This is a genomic window from Paenibacillus sp. FSL H7-0703 (assembly GCF_038003485.1).
Lineage (GTDB): Bacteria > Bacillota > Bacilli > Paenibacillales > Paenibacillaceae > Paenibacillus > Paenibacillus polymyxa_B.
Map to the genome: position 1 here is coordinate 928,171 of NZ_JBBOPF010000001.1, position 21,817 is coordinate 949,987.

Genomic DNA, 21,817 nt, shown 5'->3' on the forward strand with positions numbered 1-21,817 from the left:
TCCCATTCAAAATGAAAATTAATGTATGGTAAAAAACAGATTGCAATCTACGCTTGCAGAATCGCTCCAGTGATTGGAGTCCAGTTGCAGCGATGTTTTATAAAACACAAAGGGAGCTCCGTCATGATCTATGTGCTTCACAGCCTCCAACCCCGCCCGCAGCACGCTGGCATCATAATCTAGCCTGACGACTGCGTTCGTTCCCTTCCATTCCACGAAGCCTGCTCCCAGATTAGGCTGAATACGGCTGATGAAAAGCTCCACCACATCCCGTGACTTCATACTCACGCCAGACGTTTCAAACTCAAAATGATCGGTGACGGTAAGCCTTGCCCCCTCGTTTCCATCCAGCACAGTCCATGTAAAGGAGCGGGTGAAGATTGTCAATTCTTCTACGGGATAAGCAGATGTCAAATCAAGCTTAAGCCTTGTGCCCGTCTGTACCTCCTCTTGCTCATCCAAAGCCATATCCAGCACAACCGCCTTTGCCTTTGCGCCCGATTGCTGCATAGTCCCATTGATGTCAGGCACGGAATGACCACTAGAGGAAATATTAATAATCGACTCTCGTCCCGATGAAAAATAGGCTTTCGTGTATAAGCCTGCTCCCAGATCACACAATAGATTTTCGCCACCGCCATGAAGGATGAAATGTCCAAGATCGTTATGATTGTGCGGTTCATTGTTATGCCCAGCCTTCGCTGAAAAAGCAAGCATGACACCTGGTTCACCCATTTGGCTTCTGGGTCCACTATGGCTGGAACTGCGGCTGCGGCACATCAGCCAACCGAGTTGCGGCAAATAATTAGCAACGGTTTCACCGCTCCCAAATGCCAAAGAATTCGTCCAAACCAGGTTACGCAATACATGAGCCCAGCGGCGACAGGGGTCTTCCAACAGACCAGGTACGCGGAAAGGGAGTGTAGATGGTCGTTCTTGCAATGAATTCAAATGAGAGATGAGTCCGGAAGGCAATCGTTCCGTTTCACTACTGTCCGAATAATTAGCGAAAATTCCATTCGACAGATGAACCCGCTCTGCAAAGGCTGCAATTTGCCTAACCTTTTTCGAGTTCAGAATATCCACAGCTCCCTCGGTAAACTCACGAAGCATATCGGCAAAATAAATGAAATAACCAAAGCCGTACACCCAGTATCCTACGCCTTCGGGGCATCCCCCGTCCTCACTATAGCCTGCCAAAAAACAATCCAGCGCGCCCAGCATACTCTCGATGGCTACCGCTCTGGAAGAGTCATCTTCTACCAGCAGCAGTGCTGCAATTCCGCAACCGGAAGCACATACTGCCGACCAGTTATGATCTGCGGTTTTCCATCCAAAATGACGAGGCTCCCAAAAAACGGGTTCCAGTACACGACGTTCGATCTCTTCGTGCACCTGAGCGACCACATGGCTAGCCAGTTGTTCTCCTAGCAGCAATAAAATTTCAGCCAGCGTTTGTGCTGTTTCGGACGCGAATAAATCCACCTGCTGCCAAGGTGGTGTTACGCTGTCCTCTTCATTGACATGTGCAGGAAGCGCCCATGTGTACTCACTGCATATGTCCAGCAGACCGCTTTCCACCTCTTTCATCTTTCGAGGCTCCGGCTTGACAACAGCTTCCAGCACTATAGCAACCAGTCGTCCACGCCGTTCAAAATACACATCCTCATACGGCTTGCGCTCTCCTGTATTAGCAAATTGCCGAAACAGAGACAACGGCAGTTCAGGCCATGATGCTTCCCGATTATCTTTACAGACACGCTCAATATCCATCCAAAGCTCGGCGTATATCGGCTCAGAGACAGTCGTCCGCAGCCTTTTTGTCCAATTACTCCTTAACCGTTGCCTTGCTGAATCCTGCATGCCGCCAGCCAGCGCCTTAACGAGCCGCGAAGCAGGCCAAGCCTCCCTCAGAAGACTCATCTGCATTTCCTCCTCATGAGAAGCATTTGTTTCACCTTCTTTTTTGTTAACGCTTTCATTGTATCTAACAATCATTGTAAATTCAAAGGGGTAGCAAAACAATTGAGAAAAAATAAAAGAACCTCTATGCCCCGTTGCCGTGGTCATGGAAGTTCTTGTTTTACACTAGTGCCAATCTCCGTCCAGATTCGCTTTGATCATGTTTTCTAAACTGTGGGTTTCTCTTGTTTCCACTTTCTAATCCCGTCATCCTCCAGAATACCCAGTGCTGCATCTGAGATATTAGGATCACGTAGCAAAGCGTCCTCGACTCTAAATTTAATATCGTCAGCATCTGCCAGCGTCATGCCCGGCGTAAGCTCAATCAACCCTTCCACGTGATAATAGCGTCCCTCCTGCAAAATACGCATTTGATAAATATCCGTAACATGCGTATCTGCGAGAATAATGGAAGCCACACGTTCTTCGATATCAGGAGGAGCAGATACACCGATCAAACCTACCATGTTGTCGTAACCGACCCGGAAAGCAACACCAACCATCAGACAACCGATGAGAATACTCGAAATTCCGTCCAGCAGTTTAAAATCTGTCAGCGATGTGACCACCACTGCTAGCAAAGCGAGTACTCCACCCGTTGTTGCTACCAAATCTTCATAAAACACCAGCCGGGTTGGCGGTGCAGCACGCCCCACATGACGGAACGCAGAGGTGAAAATGCCTAACCCCTTCGCTTCTACTCTGGATTCATGCAGCACTTCTTTCATCGCTTTGCTCCATACAAATCCGTCCACCACTAGTGACAAAATCAGTACTATAACATTAATCCAAAATCCATGTGTAGATTCAGCCGGATGCTGCAGCAAATGAATGCCTTCCAATGCGGTTTCATAGGCCATAATCGTTACGACAATAACGGCAACCATACAGAACAGGTTAATCACTCGTCCAAAGCCGGTAGGAAAGCGTTTTGTCGGTTTTTTCTCTGCCAGTACACTGCCCGCGAATACAAACATTTGATTCACTGCATCCGCAATGGAATGCATCATCGTAGCAAACATAGAGCCGCTGCCTGTCAAGGCAAAAGCAATCCCCTTAATCAAGGCAATGCCGGTATTACCTAACGCCGCCGAGCCCGAGGATTTGTTTCCTTTTTTGACCATACTCCAAAAGGAGTCCTCTTTCTGTTTCACTTCCATCTTGTAGCTCCTCCTGAGGTATACATAATCTGATATATCATCGTTTGTTATGTATTATTTTTAACCCGTCCATATTCTACCTAACCAGCTGAGGAGAATCAATACAAACGATAATATTTTCCATGGAAAAGGAATGCCCCATGTCCCCTACGACATGAAGCATTCCCGTTACAACCTTCTATCAGACATACCCTCAGGTTAACAACACAGATAATCTCCATGCGCTGACGATTGACATGAGTGCCTATTTACCAGCTTGATTTCGTAATTCCTGGAATTTGGCCTTTATGTGCCAACTCGCGAAACGCGATACGAGACAGCTTGAATTTGCGCAAGTATCCTCTGGGTCTGCCTGTCAGCTCGCAACGGCTTTTTAGGCGGGTTGGAGATGAGTCACGCGGAAGCTTTTGCAAAGCTTCGTAGTCCCCTTTTGTTTTCAATTCACGTCTTAGATCCGCATATTTAGCTACAATTTCCTGGCGTTTCTTCTCTTTTACGACTTTTGACTTCTTGGCCATGTAAAGCTCCTCCTTGTGATATATGCCAATCATGAAGGTTCACCCTCACTACCGCGGGATGGATGAACACGGATATGGACATGATTTCACACCTTAAATAGTAATAATTACGATTAATATTTAATATAACGTTACTCCAGGTGTGTTGTCAACCCAAGCGGTTTGAATCACAACATTAAAAAGCCGTTGAAACAGTAGAACCGATTCATTGTGGTGAACGGTCTGCCGTTTCAACGGCTTTAAAATTTGTTGACTAGCTCTGTTCATTCAGCCAAATGGCAAGCCACCCAGTGATCTGGACGAGCCTCACGATAGAGTGGAATTTCTTTAGAGCAACGATCGATTGCAAAGGGGCAGCGAGTGTGGAACTTACAGCCCGATGGCGGGTTAACCGGACTTGGAATATCCCCCTTGAGCAAAATTCGTTCTCTTTTCAGCTTCGGCACCGGAATAGGTACAGCCGACAGCAGCGCCTTCGTATACGGATGCAACGGATTCACAAATAGCTCGTCACGCGAAGCCGTTTCGACCATGGAGCCTAAATACATCACGCCAATACGGGAACACAAATGTTCTACCACGCTCAAATCATGCGAGATGAACAAATATGTCAGACCCCGTTCGGCCTGCAATTTGGCGAATAGGTTAATAATCTGCGCCTGTATGGACACATCCAGCGCTGATACCGGCTCATCAGCGATAATTAGATCCGGCTGAAGTGCCAGCGCCCGGGCAATGCCGATCCGTTGGCGTTGCCCTCCCGAGAATTCATGGGGAAAACGGTCGATATGATACTCTGACAATCCACATAGCTTGAGCACGTCCAGCACAATCTGCCGGACCTCCTCCTTCGTTGCTATACCGTGATCCAGTAGCGCCTCACCAATGGCATCACCAATCCGTACACGCGGATTCAGCGAGCTATACGGGTCTTGAAAAATCAGCTGAATTTTGGGACGAAGTTCCTGCATCCCTTTGGCAGACAAACTGTGCAGATCCACCCCTTTGTATTTTACGGTACCGTCCGTTTTATCCGTCAATCTAACAATCGTGCGGCCCACCGTGCTTTTACCGCTCCCCGATTCCCCTACTAATCCAAAGGTTTCACCCTGACGGATCGTAAAGCTGATATCGTCTACCGCCCGCACATGTCCTGAAGTACGGTTCATAAACCCGGACTTCACCGGAAAGTATGTTTTTAAGCGGTCTATTTCCAACAATGGCTCAGCCATGAACAACCGCCTCCTCATATAGCCAGCAGGATGCTTTCTGCTGAGCTGAAACTTCTTTTAATGTAGGCTCTTTTATACGGCAAATGTCCATGCAATACCCACAGCGGTCGTGAAAATAACAGGAAGTCGTCAGCTCCAGCGGATTAGGGACCTGCCCGGGGATGGAATACAGTTCCTCTTGGCGCTGATTAAGCACCGGTTTGGATTTTAGTAACCCCTGTGTATAAGGATGCTTGGGATGATTGAACAGCTGTACCACTTCGCCTTCCTCGACGATCTTGCCTGCATACATCACTATGACGTAATCAGCCATTTCGGCGACAACACCCAGATCATGGGTGATTAGCATGAGCGACATATTGGATTGGGCTTTAAATTCACGCAGCATATCGAGAATTTGCGCCTGAATCGTTACATCCAGCGCTGTGGTTGGCTCATCCGCGATAAGCAGCTTGGGACCGCAAGAAACAGCAATGGCAATCATAATTCGCTGCAGCATCCCCCCGCTCAGCTCATGCGGATAGCTTTTTAAAATCTGCTCCGGCCGGGATATACCGACCTGTTCGATCAGTTCCAGTGCCCGCTTACGAGCTTCCTTACGGCCCATTTTCAAATGCTCAATCAGTGGTTCGGATAGCTGTTCGCCAATGGTCATGACTGGATTCAATGAAGACATCGGCTCCTGAAAGATCATGGAGATTTCATGTCCGCGAATTGTGCGCATCTCATTTCTGCTAAGCTCTAGTAGATCGGTTTCCTCAAAGCGGATGCTTCCGCCTGCCACTTTACCACCAGGACTCTGGATCAGACCCATGATCGACATCGCGGTAATACTTTTGCCGCAGCCCGATTCACCGACAATGCATACCGTTTCCCCCGGCTTCACACGGAAGCTGATATCATCCACCGCTTTAACCGTTCCTTCTTCTGTATAAAAATGAGTGCTTAAATGTTCAATGTAAAGTAAATTGTCCATGGTGTATGATCACCTACCTCTTATGTTTCGGGTCAAGTACATCCCGCAGCCCGTCACCAAAAATATTAATAGCGATGACAGTAGCAAAAATAGACAGGCCTGGCGGTATCCACAACCAAGGTCGTTGCTGAAAATCCAGCACATTGTTGGCGGCATCAATCATATTGCCCCAAGTCGGTGTCGTGGGCAGCACACCAAGACCAAAGAAGCTGAGTACAGATTCACTCAGGATGTTCTGTATAAAAATGAGTGCTTAAATGTTCAATGTAAAGTAAATTGTCCATGGTGTATGATCACCTACCTCTTATGTTTCGGGTCAAGTACATCCCGCAGCCCGTCACCAAAAATATTAATAGCGATGACAGTAGCAAAAATAGACAGGCCTGGCGGTATCCACAACCAAGGTCGTTGCTGAAAATCCAGCACATTGTTGGCGGCATCAATCATATTGCCCCAAGTCGGTGTCGTGGGCAGCACACCAAGACCAAAGAAGCTGAGTACAGATTCACTCAGGATGGCTCCGCCAATATTCAATGTAGCAATAACGATCAACAACGGCAAAATATTCGGCAGCAGATGCTTGAACAGCTTTCGGCGATTCGATAGTCCCAGTACTGTCGCGGCCTGCATAAATTCACGTTCCCGTAAACTAAGCATCTGGCCCCTCACCATCCGTGCAATCCCCGGCCAATTGACCAGACTAAGCATCAGCATGACAATATACATCCGTTGATCGGGTGGAACCTTCCAGTCAGATAGCAGCGCGCCCATAATAAATAGCAGCGGCAAACTGGGAATCGTCAGCAGCAAATCAGCAACGCGCATAATAATCTGATCCGCAATTCCGCGAAAATATGCGGATATGACCCCCAGCGTAGCGCCCAAAAACACAGACAATACCATTGAAGCCAAACCCACGGTAAGAGAAATTTGACCTGCCTGCATCACACGTGTCAGCACATCCCGTCCCAGCTTGTCTGTTCCTAACCAGTGATGGATATTGGGCGCCTTGTTCATCATTAATATATTTGTTTTATTATTGGAATAAGGAGAAAATAACGGACCGATAAAACAGAGCAAAAACATAAATACCACGACGAGCAGACCAGCCATAGCAAGCTTGTTTCTGAAAAGCTGCCGGAGCGCTTGCTGCCACATTGAAGATTTAACAGTTGCTCGCAGTCTGCCGTTGCTCTTGCTCAAATTACTGCTCACGGATGACATTCCTTAGCCCCCTTCTTACACTTTCACACGCGGGTCCGCGATGCGATACAAAATATCGGACAACAGTGTTCCGATAACGCTCAAAATGGCAATTAGCATCGTAAAGCCCATAAGTAGCGGATAATCCCGGAGCGAAAAGGATTGCATGTACAACTGACCGATTCCCGGCCAATTAAAAATCTTTTCAATAATCAGGGACCCGCCAAACAGCGCAGGTAATTCGAAGCCAACGAGCGTAATGGCAGGCAGTAATGCATTCCTCAATGCGTGCGTAAAAAGTACCTTTCTTTCCTTTAAGCCCTTTGCACGGGCTGTGCGTATATAATCCTGCTGGATCACGTCGATCATATTGCTACGGAAGTAGCGGGTCAACGACCCCAGTCCCAGCAGCGTCATAACGATCACTGGCAAAGTCATATGCTGGAGAACCTCCTTCACATACTCCATACCTGTAGCGTTACTGCCCGTATTGAGCATGCCACCGGGTGGCAACCACTTCAGGTCAACCGCTGCGATTTTAATCAGATACAACCCGATAAAAAAGGAGGGAACAGACATGGCAGCGAAAATCACCACCATTACCAGAGTATCAAACCATGAATACTGCTTATAAGCAGCAATCACACCGATAATGACCGCGATAAACCAGGTCAGGAAGGTCGATATAACGGCCAGCAAAAACGAGTTCCAGATGTACTCATTAAATAAGGTCAGCACCGGCTTCTGCTGGGCAAGCGAATAACCAAAATTGCCGTGCAGCGCATTGCCTAGCCAATTTCCATAGCGTTCAAGAATAGGCTTATTCAGGCCGTAAATTTCCCTCAGCTCCGCTTTTCTCTCCGGCGACAGCTTCAGATTGCCGCTAATGAAATCTCCCGGTGTCATGGCATACAGGAAAAAAATCATCATCGAAGCGGCCAACAAAATAATAACCATATACGTCAGTCTTTTCGTTAAAAACGAGCTCATGACAGACTCCTTTCAATTCAAGGTCAGGCTACTCATTACGTTTCCCCCATTTGGGAGGCCCCTTGATCTGAACCTGATGTTCTTCACAAGGGGCCCGCAAATGTGGCTTATTTAAGGGACCATTCGAACAGATTACCAGACAAGCCAATGAACGGACTGACCTTTACATGTTCCATCCGACCATTGTAGGCATACACCGTCTTCTTATAGTTGGTAAAAATAACGGGCAGTTCATCGTTTAGCAGCACATATAATTCTTGATATATTTTCTTGCGTTCTTCCATATTCGTCGTAGACAAGCCTTTTTCATATAGCTCTTTTACCTTTGGATTGTTATATCCCTTGACTTCTCCATTGACGAATTGCTCGATTCCATCTGATGGATCTGTCAGCATGCCTGTCGAGAAGGCGGCAAGATCATAATCTTTACCTTCTACTTTGGCGACCATTGCATTAAAGTCTGCAAAGATTTCCGGCTGAAGGTCAACACCAATCGCTTTGTAATTTTCAGCCGCAAGCGCAATAAAGGTGTCTGTTTCTGGACGTTTAGAGGTCAGCAGGTGAATGGTCAGCTTCTGTCCGTTTTTCTCACGGATACCGTCACTACCTTCTACCCAACCCGCTTCATCCAGCAGCTTTTTCGCTTGCTCTGGGTCGTAGTTGTATGGATTGATTCCATCGGTCGTGTAAGACCAGAATATTGGGGAAGCTGGAATGTTTGCGACCGCCCCTGCTCCCTGAGCTGCGTCGACATAAATGCTTTTCCGATCCAGTCCATAGGTCAATGCTTGACGAACCTTTTTATCCTTAAGCTTTTCATTTTCAAGATTGACTTGCAAATATCCGTAAGTGCTAGGGGTATACGGCAAAATATTTAAAAAGCCAAGCCCTTTTAGTTTGTCGATATTTTCCTGAGTTGCAGTGAATTGAGCAAAATCGGTATCGCCTGTTTCTATGAATTGCCAAGCGTCGCCTTCTGCTGTTTTGTAAATGAAATGCTGTGTTTTCGGTTTGCCTTTGAAAAAGTAATCATTCGCCTCCAGACGAACTTCTTGCCCCGGAATGAATTTTTCCAGTTTATAAGCCCCATTCCCCAGAGGACTACTATGTAGATTCTTAAAATAATCCAGCTGTCCAAACTTATAATCCTTGCCGTAGTAGGCTTTGGACAGTACATACTCACCCAGAATCGGCAAAGCAAGCGCGTTTGGTTTTTCCAACGTCGCAGAAATGGTCTGCTCATCAATCACCTTGATTCCTGCAATTTGTTTTGCCTTGCCTTCCGTATAATCTTTGCCGCCTTTAATGTTCAGCTTTCGGATTTGGCTGTCACCAGGATAGGCTTTGTCATAGATCAACGTCCAGGTAAAAGCGACATCCTCAGCTGTCAAAGGAGAGCCATCACTGAATTTTGTACCGGGAACCAGATGAAACGTATACGTTAGATTATCCTTGGAAATATCCCAGCTCTTAGCCAGATTGGGCAGCGGAAGCCCCTTCTCATCTACCGTGACCAGCGGAGTCCACAACTGCGAAATCACGTTGCCGTCATAGCCGCTTTGGTTAAAATACGGAGTAAACACCCCAGCTGGGTCAGTCAGACCAACAATAATCGTGTCGCTTCTCTTTTGGGACACTTCCGGCAATTTGGATAAATCAGAAGCTTGTACCAGACTTGTTAATGGCTGCGCTGTAGCGGCTGTCTGTGCGGCATCACTATTTTGCGAAGTAGCATCGCTAGCGCTATCTGATCCACCACTAGAGCAAGCTGCTAATAAGGTAGAACTTGCCAGAAGTAGACTGCTGAGTAGAATAATTCCCTTTTTCAAAATAATCCCCCCAAGTTAATTTAGTAAATTCCGATCGAACAAGTTGTAATTAATAAGATAAATCTCATTATAGGAATCTATTCCGGTTCTGTAAAGAGAGAACTCCATTTTTATGTAAAAAAATAGACGTCACTCATCTGGATTCCAAATGGCGGCGTCTATTTGTTTAAAGTGTTAAAGTCTAACTGGTGCGTGCAGCCTAATTTCGCTCCATATAGCCCAGGATGCTCCGATGCATTTCATCTACTGCCGAAAGCCGTGCGCTATAGCCGAGCAATGTTTCACCATCAAAATGTGCATGGATGAAGCCAGAGGCACGAAGCTTAAAAATATGGTCGTGCGTGATTCCCTTGGACAGCTTGAGATAACGGACAATCTCAATAAAGGTGCGTGGAGACTGGCTTTGGTACAAATATTTTAAAATCTTGAGCCTGCTCTTCTCCCCCAAGCTTCGGATCATTCGATATTCCTGTGGGGATAAAAAATCGTCCTCCTGAACATAAATTCCTGCCGAGTAATGGCACAACAGGAGCGACCCAAATCGATAAATAATATTTATCGGCTGAAAATGATATTGCGGTACCAGCAACACCTGCGTCAACCCTTCGGAAGGCTCGAATCGGAAGCCATTAGTTGTACGATCCACCCACTCCATAGAGCTATATGCGCCCTTCTCCCGGTTTCTGCGTTCCGCTTCCTGTTTCAGCCCGCTTAGAATCCTTGTATCCACATGACGAAAATACTCTTTATCCCAACCGGATAGCAGCTGCAAAGCAAGTTTGCGAAGCTTCTCCATGTCGTCAGGCAGCGGTATCCCATAGGCTGATGCCTGTTCGTTTAATTCCTGTACAGTTCGGTTCTCCAGACGGTCTACGACCTCTTCAACGTTCCCCTGATCAGAAAGCATACAGACGAGTCCATAAATAACCTTCCAATCTGCATTGATTTCCATGGACTCCAGCAATTCGGACAAACCTGGAGACAGCGTTCCACGCACTTGCTCCGCCCACTCGGCTGATAAATCGGTCTTCTTGTAAGCCTTGCGGCAAATAAAGGTGTGTAAGCTGCTAAGCAACTCAAACACCGGTCCATATGCTACATGTACATCGTAAGGAGCATTCACGTCGTGACTCATCGCTTTCTGTCCTCTTTTCTTTCATATCTGATGTCCATTATACATACTATCGTACACCCGTTCATTCTTAGTGATCCATTCATACGAGAATGTAGCAAAACACAGATACGAATATGAACGTAACAAGCATCATAATCAAGGCGCAAAAAAAGCCTGATCTCATCAGACTCTAACTGTTCAGCTATGAAATTAGAAAAGGTTGTCTCCCACAAATATCGTAGGAGACAACCTTTGGACAAATAATATGATGTTTAAAGTTTGTTAGCTGCTACTTTCCACTCTAATATTCCTGTGGATGCTGAACCTTTGGATACCATTTCAATTCTTAATTTCGTTGTTTTCACAGGCGTAAAAGTAGTTGTATTATACTGGTCTGCCGAAGTACCCAATCCATTAGCCTGCTTGACATTGGACCAGCTGCGACCATTCCAATACTTAATCTTGTAAGATTTAGGAACATCAACGCCAGCGCCATCTTGGAACCAATAGACATCCGTTTGGGATAACGTATATTCTTGATCAAAATCATATTGGACCCATTGTGTACCCGTCTCAGGCCAGTTACCATACACGGCATGACTTCGATCATTAGAGCTGGTTGGGTCAAATCCATCATTAAGCGCGCTCACATTTTCCCAAGGCGAAGTATAAGAAGTGCTGACCGTTGCAGCTGGCGCAATGTTTGCGTTTTCATCAGGTGATGGATCGATGGGACCCTCATCGCCGTTAGTCACGCTTGGGAAACGAGAAGTATCTTTTTTGAGCTGACTCCAGGTATAACGCAGCATCCAGATATCCCAGTCGGTGATATGATCGGAATTACCGGCCCACATAATAGTGTTCGTTGGGAATCCACCTGGTGGACGCTCATGTTCTTCATAAAAATCGTTTAATCCAAATCCATGCCCAATTTCATGTTCAGTAATCTCAATCTCATCCGAATTCACCGTACTCAGAACGTATTCATCATTCATACGCTGTCCCCAGTCGCCGCCGGCTCCCCCGCCAAAATTTTCTGTGGCCCAGAGATACATATCAAAGCGTTTATCCAATCCACCCGGATACGAATAGTTTGGGTCCGAAAAATGCTCAAATCGCGATATTTCATTAGGTGCAACGGGAAGCGCGGCAGGAATTTCCGGTTTTTCAGAAGCTAGTGTATCTGTAATGGTATCCGTATAAATGACCTCGTCAGGCTGCTTGTCTAGGAGCAGTGAAGGATCGGCAACAGCCCAGCCTACCACTTTTACTTTAATATTCTTATAGGGCCAGCCGTCATATCCTTGTAGATGATCTGTCCAATGGTTCATCTGCCGATCTATCATTCTAGCAATATCCTGACGTTGCTTCAGTGTAACGGGCTTAGAGGATTGCCAGCGTATAACATAATTAAGAGTCCCTTTTCCCGCAAAAATTTGATCAAAAATCGTATTTTTACGCGCCGTCGAGCCTTCGGTCAACATTCTATTCTTCCAAACCCATTCCACCGATGATTTGAGATAAGCTGGCATGTCAGCCAATGTCGAATCACCCGTTGCCGCAATTACAGAATCCCCGTTTAGATGAGAATCCGCGAATACAAAACTAGCGTTTCCCATCAGTAGTGAACTAGCAATGACTACTGAAAAAGAAGCCATCATCATTCCTTTTCTGTTCAACATGTATGTACCTCCATATCCATTTGTATTATTGCAATAGTTTTCTTGAAACGATGATCTCTATCACCTCTCTTTTCGCATTTACGAACAAATCTAGGAGATCAAGAGTACACTATCAAACCTCCTTGTCGTTTTTTGTAAATAATCACAAATCATATTATCACTGGATTATTACATCGTCAATATTTTCCTTAATGATTTAAATTAGTCATTTTAATCGTATCTTGGAATATACACATACCCTTTGCATGTACAAAACTGGTATTTTATAAAATGAAAAAACCGTTTATTCACTAAATCAATTCCACAATCCCCGCTGGCTCCGCCTTATCATACCCTTTCAACTGCTTATTCCAATTATTAATTTGCCGACTCAGCAGGAAACCATATCTTTACGCTGCTGAGAGTGATATTTTTAAAGGATTGCCAACGCACTACATAATTTAGCGTTCCTTTTCCCGCATAGATTTGACCAAAAATCAAATTTTCACGGTTGGTTGAGCTACCTTTTATTTTTACGAGACATCTAAAAGGACAACGCCTACTCTCTTATTACACCCACTCTTGATTTTTAATGAAATTACAAAATTATACTATAATTGGAATGATACAGCGTCAAACAAAAATATCCCCTCTACAAGGAGGGGATAAGTATCCATTGACTAGGCTCGCACTCCTACTCTATGGATATCAATGCCGAATCTGCCAGTGAAGCCAGTAGCTTCGCTGTTCCGGGCAACGCGCGTTCGTCCAGATCAAAGGCAGGATGATGCCATTCCTGGCTTCCCGCAGTGCCAACAAAGACAAATACACCGGGGATGTTCTTCTGATAAAACCCAAAATCCTCGCTGGCCGAGGATGGTATGGGACGAACTACGTCAAGACCGACCGCTTCTGCCGCCTCCTCCGCGATGGCGGCCAACTTACCGTCGTTCAGCACAGGCGGCGGACCCTCGATCCAGCGGATGGTCGCTTTCGTGCCGAAAGCATCGGCAACGCCTTTTACGACCTGTTCAAAGCGCTCAGTCACCTGGGCGCGAACATTCTCGTCAAATGTGCGAATGGTTCCGTCCAAATGGGCGCGGTCTGGAATGATGTTCCAGGCGTTGCCACTGTGCAGCTTCGTGACGCTAATGACCGCGCTATCCAGCGGATTAACGCTCCGACTCACAATGGATTGCAGCGCCGTAATGATATGTGACGATACCACGATGGGGTCAATCCCTGCATGTGGCACTGCCGCATGTGTGCTCAGACCCTCCACCTCGATGTAAAAACCGTCTGCCGCTGCCATTAGCGGACCTTCTTTGATGCCGACCGTGCCTACGGGCAGGTCCGGCTTGTTATGCAGGCCAAATATGGCCTGCACCCCTGCCAACGCACCGCTGTCCAGCACTTGGGCAGCGCCTTTGGCCTTTTCCTCGGCTGGCTGGAACACCAGCCGAACCGTGCCTTTCAGCTCCTGCTCCCGCTGCTTCAGGAGCATGGCTGCTCCTAACAGGGATGCGGTATGAAAATCATGCCCACAGGCATGCATTTTGCCGGGGTGCACCGAAGCATAAGGCAATCCCGTCTCCTCCTGAATGGGCAACGCATCAATGTCTGCACGAAGCGCAACAGTTGGCCCTTCCTGCTGTCCGCCGATTTCCGCAACTAATCCGGTACGCAGCGGCACATCCAGAATGGTTATGTTCTGTTCTTCCAGCAGACGGCGGATAAAGGCGGTAGTTTCAACCTCCTCGTTAGATAGCTCGGGATTTCGATGCAGATGGCGGCGAATGTCCACCAGCTTCTGCTCCAAAACCTGCTCCTTCGTCCCGGTTGATCCACTCATCCCTATTCCTCCTTCGTGAACCTAAAATAGTTACAATTCTCTCAGACCAACAACATCTAGGACTGCACAGGCAATCCGGCAAAAGCTTCATGCAACAACTCGAACGAGCGCACACGCTTGTGTATATCTCTTATTCCTGTCGTAACGATCAGCTCATCGGCCTGATACTTCGCTTGAATTTCCGTCAGCACAGCATAAATTTCGTCTTTATTCCCTTTGTTAATTTGCGCTTGTGTAGCTTCAATTGTATATTCTTCACCCGATTGCTTGCCAAACTCTTCTGCACTTTCCAGCGTGCCCACCGTAGCCGTCTTGCCACTGGCCAGATGAATTTTGTACAGCTTGTGCTCACCTGCTAACTCCGCAGCTTCCTCGGAAGTGTCCGCTACGATGACTGAAAGCGCAAAAAGAGCTTTCGGCTCACGTCCATAACTATAATCGAAAGACGCCCGATACGTACGGAATGATTCCAATGCAACCTGCTCATTACTATTGATAAATTGCGAGAAAACGTAGGGCAACCCTAAACGCGCAGCAATTCCAGCACTGTCTGTACTTGTACCCAAAACGTAAATATCTGCTGGTATTTCTGGAACCGGATTCGCCTGTAACCCGGCTAACGGTCCTTCTTCAGACGGAATATTATGAATATAGCGACTTACTTCATCAATTTTTTCTTCGAGAGAAGGCGCATCATGAATGTTTCGTTGTAACGCCTGTGTGGATTTCGGCAACCCGCCCGGTGCGCGTCCGATTCCCAAATCTACGCGACCCGGTGCAAGAGAGGACAGCACATTAAAGTTTTCAGCTACTTTATAAGGGCTGTAATGCTGAAGCATCACTCCACCAGAACCGACTTTAATACGCTCAGTGCGTGCCAGCAAATGGGAAATGAGTACCTCTGGCGAAGAGCCCGCAACCTGCTCGGAATCGTGATGCTCTGATACCCAGAAGCGCGTAAATCCCAATTCCTCTACACGCTGTGCTAGCTTAATCGTATTACGAAGGGCCTGCGCTGCCGTTTCCCCCTCGTGTATAGGGCTTTGATCCAATACTCCGATTTTGATACTCATGTCTTCCTCTCCCGTCTAAATTGAATAGTTATATTCCGGTGTAATCCGTTTCAGGAATTGTTTGGTACGTTCCTCTTTGGGGTGGTTAAAAATGTCGTCCGGTGTGCCTTCCTCGATAATATGACCGCCATCCATAAATACCACATGATTTGAAACATCACGCGCAAAGCCCATTTCATGTGTAACGACAATCATTGTAATGCCTTCCTTCGCAATCTTGCGGATCACCGACAGCACCTCACCCACCAACTCAGGGTCCAGCGCCGAAGTCGGCTCATCGAACAAAATCACTTCCGGGTTCAGCGCCAAAGCACGCGCTATGCCGACACGCTGCTGCTGCCCGCCAGATAGCTGGCTTGGATAATGATTCAGCTTTTCACCCAGACCGACCTTTTCCAGCACTTCAATGCTGATTTTTTTCGCTTCCTCCTGCTTGACCTTGCGGACAACGACAAGTCCTTCCATGACATTTTCCAGTGCTGTTTTATGCTTGAACAAATTGTATTGCTGAAAAACCATAGCCGTCTTTTGACGTAGAGCCAAAACATCCTTCTTCGCAGGTCGCTTGCAGTTCACTGTAAAATCGCCAATGCTGACTTCCCCATCATTCGGCTTTTCCAGATAATTAATGCAGCGTAGCAGAGTCGTTTTTCCTGAACCGCTCGGGCCTAAAATAACGACGACCTCGCCTTTGTTCACGGTCAAATCAATGCCTTTGAGCACTTCATGTTTGCCGAACGACTTCGTTATATTTTGCAGACGGATCATGATGCTCGACCTCCATTAAACACATTGATTTTTTTCTCTACCAAGCCGGATATTCGCTCAATTAATACCGTCAAGCCCCAAAATAGCAGTGCAGCCGCGATATATACCTCTAAATATTTCCAGTTGGTAGATGCCAGAATTTCAGCCTGTGCCTGGATTTCTGTGACCGAAACCGTGAAGGCCAAGGTAGAGCCATGAAGCATCCCAATAACGGAATTCGTCAGGTTTGGCAAACTCACCACGAACGCCTGCGGAAATACAATCCGTCTCAGCACTTGCCACGTCGTCATACCGACGGCATAAGCCGCCTCGATTTGTCCCTTGTTGACCGATTGAATTCCAGAACGGACGACCTCAGACATATACGCGCCACTGGTAATGGAAAACGAAATGAGTGCAAATACCATATAAGGAACATCTTTGGATTGCAGCGGCCAGCCGAAATGCTTCGCTCCCGCATCAATCAACAAAGGCAAACTGAAATAAATAAGCAGCAAATGCATCAGCATCGGTGTGCCACGGATAAAGGTGACGTAACCATGAGAAATCTGGGACAACACAGGAACCTTATAAATTCGCGCCAGCGCCGTTATAATACCGATGACCAACCCTGCCAGTACGGAAACCACCGTAATAATTAAAGTGTTGGGCAACGCGGAGAACAACCCTAAAAAGGCAGTATATATAAAGCCAAAATCCAGACTCATATGCCTTTACCTCCTTTACTAAGACGGGGACTTCTCAGGTAACGCACCACAAAGCTTTTTCGTTTTTCGGGTTCTTTCTGTACTGCATCCCGATGCTCATGCCGGAGAAGCGTATTTTCCAGCACCTTGAACAATTTTTGTAAAATCAGACTGATCACTAGATAGATAAGGGATAACGCGATATAGGTTTCAACAAAATGTTGGGTAGCTGACCCTAATGTCTGTGATTTCCCTGTCATCTCCATCGCTCCGATCGTAAATGCCAGCGAAGTATCCTTCAGATTGCCAATCACCAGATTAGAAAATACCGGAACCACGACAGCCAGCGCTTGCGGCATAATGATACGTGTAAAGGTCTGATAGCCTGACATGCCGACGGACTGTGCAGCCTCGATTTGCCCCCGATCTACAGCCTCTACTCCTGACCTGATAATTTCGGAAATAAAGGCTCCACTATTGAGCGCGTAGGTTGCTACGGCAAACCACAGCACATCCCATCTGGAGGAATTGATATCCACCAGCTTTAATAGCTCCGGCAGGCCGTAATACACCAGAAATAATTGGATTAGAATAGGGGTTCCGCGAAAAAAGGAAACATACACCTGAGAAACACGTTTGAGAAATGGAATGTTATACATGCGAGGCAGCGCAACCAACAGACCAATAATAAGCCCCAACACAAGCGAGCTTGCCACAATAAACAAGGTGATGTGTAAGTAAGACAGCATTTTCGGGATAAAGCTAAAAACATAGTCAATATTGAACTCTCTGCTCATATGCCTGCCTCCTTTCTATACATCAGCGGCCAGAATACATAGAGTACCCTGACCGCTGAAATGTCCACGTCTATCCTTACTTCTTACTGCTGCTGCCTTCTTTTTTCACATCTTCCAGAGACTTAGTGAAATCCTCTCCAAGCCATTTAATGCTCAGCTTCGACAGCGTACCGTCGTCCTTCACTTCCTGAATGGCTTTGTCGAGGTCATCCGCCAACCCTTGCTCATTTTTGTTCAGTACATACAGTACATCCGATTGAGTCAAAGGATCACCAACGGTTTTCAGAGCTACTTCTCCTTTTTCATCGGTGTTAAAACGGTTCGCAAAGTCTGTCGTAACGGTAGCATCTATACGGCCGCTCGTAATTTGTTGCACCGTATCATTGGCTGCACCACTCGTATAAACGATATTTAGGGCATCTGCGTGGGTTTTGTTATACTCTTTCAGCACATACGCCGCATTACTGGTTGGGCTGGTGAGTACCTTTTTCCCTTTCAAATCATCAATTGAATGAATGGTATTGTTATCCTTCGCTACAGCGACTCTGTTCAGAAAAATGCTATACGGATTTTTGTTGAACAGATACTTGGCCTCGCGCTCCGGGTTTTTTTCCATTTGATGCGATACCAGATCAATCTTGCCGGCATCGAGACTTAGCAGCAAATTTCCAAAGTCCATCGTTTTGAATTCAAATTCGTATTGAGGCAGGCGCTTGTCCAGCTCCTTAATCAGCTCCACATCAAAACCTGTTAAATTTCCGTTTTCGTCAATAAAGCATACATTTTTGAATTGAGTGCCTGTGCCTACGATAATTTTCTTCACGTCTCCGCTTGAACCTGACGCGCTAGACGCGTTATCTGAGGAACCGCAGCCTGCCAACACCAGGATAATTGCCATAACAGACAATATTGCAAACCACTTTTTCATATGAATCCCCCTCATCTCTTTGTATATCAGCAGTTTGCGACATACATGGTAGCTACAACATCCAATAATTAATAATTCCTATAAGTTTAATCGGTTTTAGGATGTGATTAATTTAACACCTGGAAACCTATACGTCAATCCATCAAGCCATAGAACTTTTCTATAATAAAACAGCACCCCGGAAACCTTCTGTCAGTGCATCTGCAAAATCCGAGGTCACTGCACAGTCTTCTTTGGTCGCTATTATGCTAATCTGCATCGACACCCCAGCTACCTCTGGAACATGGACACGGAACAGTTTCTGATCTTTTACTTCACGGTTCACACAGACATCTGGCAAAAAGGCAATACCCGCTTCTTCCAATACCAGCTTTTTGGCCGTAACCACATTGTCTACCTGAAAAGCAATGTCCGGTGGCTGCTCCAGTGATTCAAAAGCGCGATGGATTCTCATCCAATCTAATGATCCGCATTCAAAAAACACCAGTGTTTCACGTTGAATATCCTGTATACTGGCCTTTCCTGTCTTCATAAACGGATGGCCGTCGTATACATACAGGGAAATCGGATCTTCATAAAAAGCAAGCGTACGGATAGCCGGATGCATCACTTTACGGACAAAACTAATGTCTACCTCACGGTTCAACAGTTTATGTACCAGTTGATCCGTCGTAGCCGTCACAATTTTGTAGTTAACCTCTGGATAACGGGCACGAAGCTGCTTTAATATTTCAGGAATGATGTAGTTCGACACCGATATCGTGCAACCAATTCGAATTTGCTGAGGGGCTTTCTTACGCTGTTGGAGCTTTTGTTTCCCTTTTTGCAGCACCTGAAGCATCTGCTCCGCATAAGGAAGAAACTTTCGTCCATCCTCCGTCAGAACCGTTTGCTTGCTTTGGCGGTCGAACAACTTGCATTCTAGCTCGCGCTCTAGCGTCTGAATCCGGGCTGTAACAGAGGGCTGGGACAAGAACAAAGCTTCTGCAGCCTTATTAAAGCTCCCATAATGATTCACGTATACAAAGGCTTCCATATTCTCGATATTCATACGCAAGTCCCCCAGTAAGTTTTATATACATTTATCCAATAAGTTAACTTGGTTTTTTGTATCATAAAACTCACTGAACGACCTGTCAATGGAAATATTGAAAAGATCTATAATTTTAATAGCTCATTTAGTTCTTTAACAGAACGTTCCAACCGTGCAACCAATTCTTCCGACAACCCGTATGCTCCATCTGGCAGACGTTCGACCCACTGATCCACTGCATACACCCCGCCAAGAATATGTCTTCCGCCCAGTGCATTAATAACTGGCTTCAAGGCATAGTCAATGACCAGCAGGTGAGCCAGTGTACCTCCGATAAATAAAGGCAAGACAGGTTTCCCTCTTAGCCCCTCCTGCGGGACCAAATCCAGGAATATTTTCAATAGTCCTGAATAGGACTCCTTATAGACTGGAGAAGCCACAATAACGGCATCCGCTGCTGCAATCAATGCAAGTGATGCTGTGACGTCGGGGCTGTTAAAGTTAGCTGTGACCAGATCCTCCGCTGGCAAGTCGACTACATTCAGTAATGTGACCTCCGCTCCAGCCTGCTGCAACTGCTCCGTTGTATAGTTAATCAAGCCGTATAAACGGGATTGTGTAGACGGACTGCCTGATAGGATGACAATCTTGGACATATTTTTCCCTCCTTCTGTTATGCGTCAACCTTCACTTTGGATCTGGCTGCTGTATAGCGGTTCTCAGGAATAGGCACGCCCAGGTTTTCACGCAGTGTGCTAAATTCATAATCCTGACGGTAAATACCGCGTTTCTGCAAAATAGGTACAACCAGATTTACGAAGTCATGCAGACCCGATGGCACATCAGAACCAATAATGAATCCGTCTGCCCCTTTTCTTTCGAACCACTCCTGCACTTGATCCGCTACTTGCTCAGCGGTTCCAATAAAAGAGGTTCTCGGTGTAGCTGAACGCAATGCAACCTCGCGTAAGGTCAAATTTTGTTCCTTGGCTACTCGTTTGATTTTATCTGTACCGCTGCGGAACGCATTGCTGCCAATACCATCAAGCTCAGGGAATGGCTCATCCAGCGGATATTGTGAGAAATCATGATGATCGAAGAAACGTCCCAAATATTTTAACGCAGCCTCAATCGTCACCAGATTAGTGATCTCTTCATACTTACGTTCCGCTTCCTCCGTCGTGCTGCCAATAATCGGCGAAATGCCCGGCAAAATGACAATATCCTCTTCGGATCTACCATAACGTACTGCACGTTCTTTCACATCACGATAAAACTGCTGCGCTTCCTCTAACGTTTCATGTCCTGTAAATACAGCATCCGCTTCCTTGGCGGCCAGGTTTTTGCCATCCTCCGAGGAACCTGCCTGGAAAATAACCGGTTGTCCCTGCTTGGATCGTCCAATGTTCAGCGGACCCTGCACAGAGAAAAACTCACCTTTATGGTTCAATGTATGCAGCTTTTCAGGATCAAAGAATACGCCGGCTTCCTTATCACGAACGAACGCATCCTCTTCCCACGAGTCCCACAATCCTTTGGTAACCTGCAAATATTCCTCTGCAATTTTATAGCGTTGCGGATGCGACGGGTGCTCGCCTTTGCTAAAGTTAAGGGCAGAGCCTTCCAGCGGGGAAGTCACCACATTCCAGCCTGCACGACCTCCGCTTATATGATCAATGGAAGAAAACTGGCGTGCTACCGTGAACGGTTCGCTATAGGAAGTCGACAGTGTGCCGACCAGTCCGATATGCTTCGTCACCCCAGCCAAAGCGGACAAAATCGTAATTGGTTCAAAACGGTTCAGAAAGTGGGGAATGGATTTTTCGTTAATGAACAGGCCATCTGCGATAAATACGAGGTCAAACTTTCCTTCCTCTGCCTTTTGCGCCTGCGTTTTATAAAATTCAAAGTTAACACTCGCATCCGCAGGTACTTCAGGGTGACGCCAAGTCGTCATGCTTCCCCCAACACCGTGAATAATCGCACCAAATTTAATTTGTCTATTCTTAGCCATAACCCTTCCACCTCTCTTGAA

The 21,817-nt window shown here is 46.5% G+C and carries 20 protein-coding genes and 1 pseudogene; all 21 read right to left on the reverse strand.

All coding sequences use genetic code 11. The annotated features are described in order from the left end of the window. Positions 1-18: 18 nt before the first annotated feature. The 21 genes and pseudogenes from MHB46_RS03490 to MHB46_RS03585 all read right to left on the reverse strand — a co-directional run bounded on the left by MHB46_RS03490 (position 19) and on the right by MHB46_RS03585 (position 21,796). Positions 19-1,923, reverse strand: coding sequence for a heparinase II/III family protein (locus MHB46_RS03490; protein WP_341161624.1), 1,905 nt, complete (start codon positions 1,921-1,923; stop codon positions 19-21). Positions 1,924-2,129: 206 nt separating this feature from the next. After that, positions 2,130-3,122, reverse strand: a complete 993-nt coding sequence (locus MHB46_RS03495) for a cation diffusion facilitator family transporter (RefSeq protein WP_069291798.1) — start codon at positions 3,120-3,122, stop codon at positions 2,130-2,132. 248 nt (positions 3,123-3,370) lie between these two features. Beyond that, complete coding sequence (gene rpsN / locus MHB46_RS03500; RefSeq protein ID WP_341161625.1) at positions 3,371-3,640, reverse strand: 30S ribosomal protein S14; 270 nt, start codon at positions 3,638-3,640, stop codon at positions 3,371-3,373. Positions 3,641-3,903: 263 nt separating this feature from the next. Beyond that, entirely contained in the window at positions 3,904-4,872 is a 969-nt protein-coding gene (locus MHB46_RS03505) for an ABC transporter ATP-binding protein (protein WP_341161626.1), read from the reverse strand. Beyond that, the gene (locus MHB46_RS03510; protein WP_341161627.1) at positions 4,865-5,848 is read right to left on the reverse strand and encodes an ABC transporter ATP-binding protein; all 984 of its coding nucleotides are present in this window, start codon (positions 5,846-5,848) and stop codon (positions 4,865-4,867) included. The genes MHB46_RS03505 and MHB46_RS03510 overlap by 8 nt, the downstream gene beginning before the upstream one ends. 13 nt (positions 5,849-5,861) lie before the next feature. Next, the gene (locus MHB46_RS03515) at positions 5,862-6,095 is read right to left on the reverse strand and encodes an ABC transporter permease subunit (protein ID WP_341163679.1); all 234 of its coding nucleotides are present in this window, start codon (positions 6,093-6,095) and stop codon (positions 5,862-5,864) included. A gap of 50 nt (positions 6,096-6,145) precedes the next feature. Further along, positions 6,146-7,072, reverse strand: coding sequence for an oligopeptide ABC transporter permease (gene opp4C, locus MHB46_RS03520; RefSeq protein WP_341161628.1), 927 nt, complete (start codon positions 7,070-7,072; stop codon positions 6,146-6,148). 15 nt (positions 7,073-7,087) lie between these two features. Further along, positions 7,088-8,041 (reverse strand): ABC transporter permease, encoded by a 954-nt coding sequence (locus MHB46_RS03525; protein WP_341161629.1) that lies wholly within the window; start codon positions 8,039-8,041, stop codon positions 7,088-7,090. 107 nt (positions 8,042-8,148) lie between these two features. Beyond that, the gene (locus MHB46_RS03530; protein ID WP_341161630.1) at positions 8,149-9,870 is read right to left on the reverse strand and encodes an ABC transporter substrate-binding protein; all 1,722 of its coding nucleotides are present in this window, start codon (positions 9,868-9,870) and stop codon (positions 8,149-8,151) included. Positions 9,871-10,069: 199 nt separating this feature from the next. After that, the gene (locus tag MHB46_RS03535) at positions 10,070-11,005 is read right to left on the reverse strand and encodes a winged helix-turn-helix domain-containing protein (protein ID WP_341161631.1); all 936 of its coding nucleotides are present in this window, start codon (positions 11,003-11,005) and stop codon (positions 10,070-10,072) included. Between the two features lie 251 nt (positions 11,006-11,256). Beyond that, positions 11,257-12,666: a discoidin domain-containing protein gene (locus MHB46_RS03540; protein ID WP_341161632.1), complete on the reverse strand. Its 1,410-nt coding sequence runs from the start codon at positions 12,664-12,666 to the stop codon at positions 11,257-11,259. 326 nt (positions 12,667-12,992) lie between these two features. Further along, positions 12,993-13,176, reverse strand: a pseudogene (locus MHB46_RS26190) (dockerin); the annotation flags it as partial. A 163-nt stretch (positions 13,177-13,339) separates the two neighbouring features. Further along, positions 13,340-14,497 carry an amidohydrolase gene (locus MHB46_RS03545; protein WP_341161633.1) on the reverse strand — a complete coding sequence of 386 codons (1,158 nt, stop codon included), beginning with the start codon at positions 14,495-14,497 and terminating at the stop codon, positions 13,340-13,342. Positions 14,498-14,553: 56 nt separating this feature from the next. Continuing rightward, entirely contained in the window at positions 14,554-15,570 is a 1,017-nt protein-coding gene (locus MHB46_RS03550) for an LLM class flavin-dependent oxidoreductase (RefSeq protein WP_341161634.1), read from the reverse strand. Positions 15,571-15,585: 15 nt separating this feature from the next. Next, positions 15,586-16,338: an amino acid ABC transporter ATP-binding protein gene (locus tag MHB46_RS03555; protein WP_025722945.1), complete on the reverse strand. Its 753-nt coding sequence runs from the start codon at positions 16,336-16,338 to the stop codon at positions 15,586-15,588. Then, positions 16,335-17,045 (reverse strand): amino acid ABC transporter permease, encoded by a 711-nt coding sequence (locus MHB46_RS03560; protein WP_061830372.1) that lies wholly within the window; start codon positions 17,043-17,045, stop codon positions 16,335-16,337. Before MHB46_RS03560 ends, MHB46_RS03555 begins: the two co-directional genes overlap by 4 nt. Then, a complete protein-coding gene (locus MHB46_RS03565; protein WP_023988355.1) occupies positions 17,042-17,821 on the reverse strand; it encodes an amino acid ABC transporter permease in 780 nt (259 codons plus the stop codon). The genes MHB46_RS03560 and MHB46_RS03565 overlap by 4 nt, the downstream gene beginning before the upstream one ends. Positions 17,822-17,897: 76 nt before the next feature. Further along, positions 17,898-18,749, reverse strand: coding sequence for a transporter substrate-binding domain-containing protein (locus MHB46_RS03570; RefSeq protein ID WP_061830370.1), 852 nt, complete (start codon positions 18,747-18,749; stop codon positions 17,898-17,900). A 160-nt stretch (positions 18,750-18,909) separates the two neighbouring features. Next, entirely contained in the window at positions 18,910-19,800 is an 891-nt protein-coding gene (locus MHB46_RS03575; protein ID WP_061830369.1) for a LysR family transcriptional regulator, read from the reverse strand. Between the two features lie 107 nt (positions 19,801-19,907). Continuing rightward, entirely contained in the window at positions 19,908-20,438 is a 531-nt protein-coding gene (gene ssuE, locus MHB46_RS03580) for an NADPH-dependent FMN reductase (protein WP_341161635.1), read from the reverse strand. A 17-nt stretch (positions 20,439-20,455) separates the two neighbouring features. Beyond that, on the reverse strand, positions 20,456-21,796 hold the full coding sequence (locus tag MHB46_RS03585) for an LLM class flavin-dependent oxidoreductase (protein ID WP_341161636.1): 1,341 nt from the start codon (positions 21,794-21,796) through the stop codon (positions 20,456-20,458). Between the last annotated feature and the right edge of the window lie 21 nt (positions 21,797-21,817).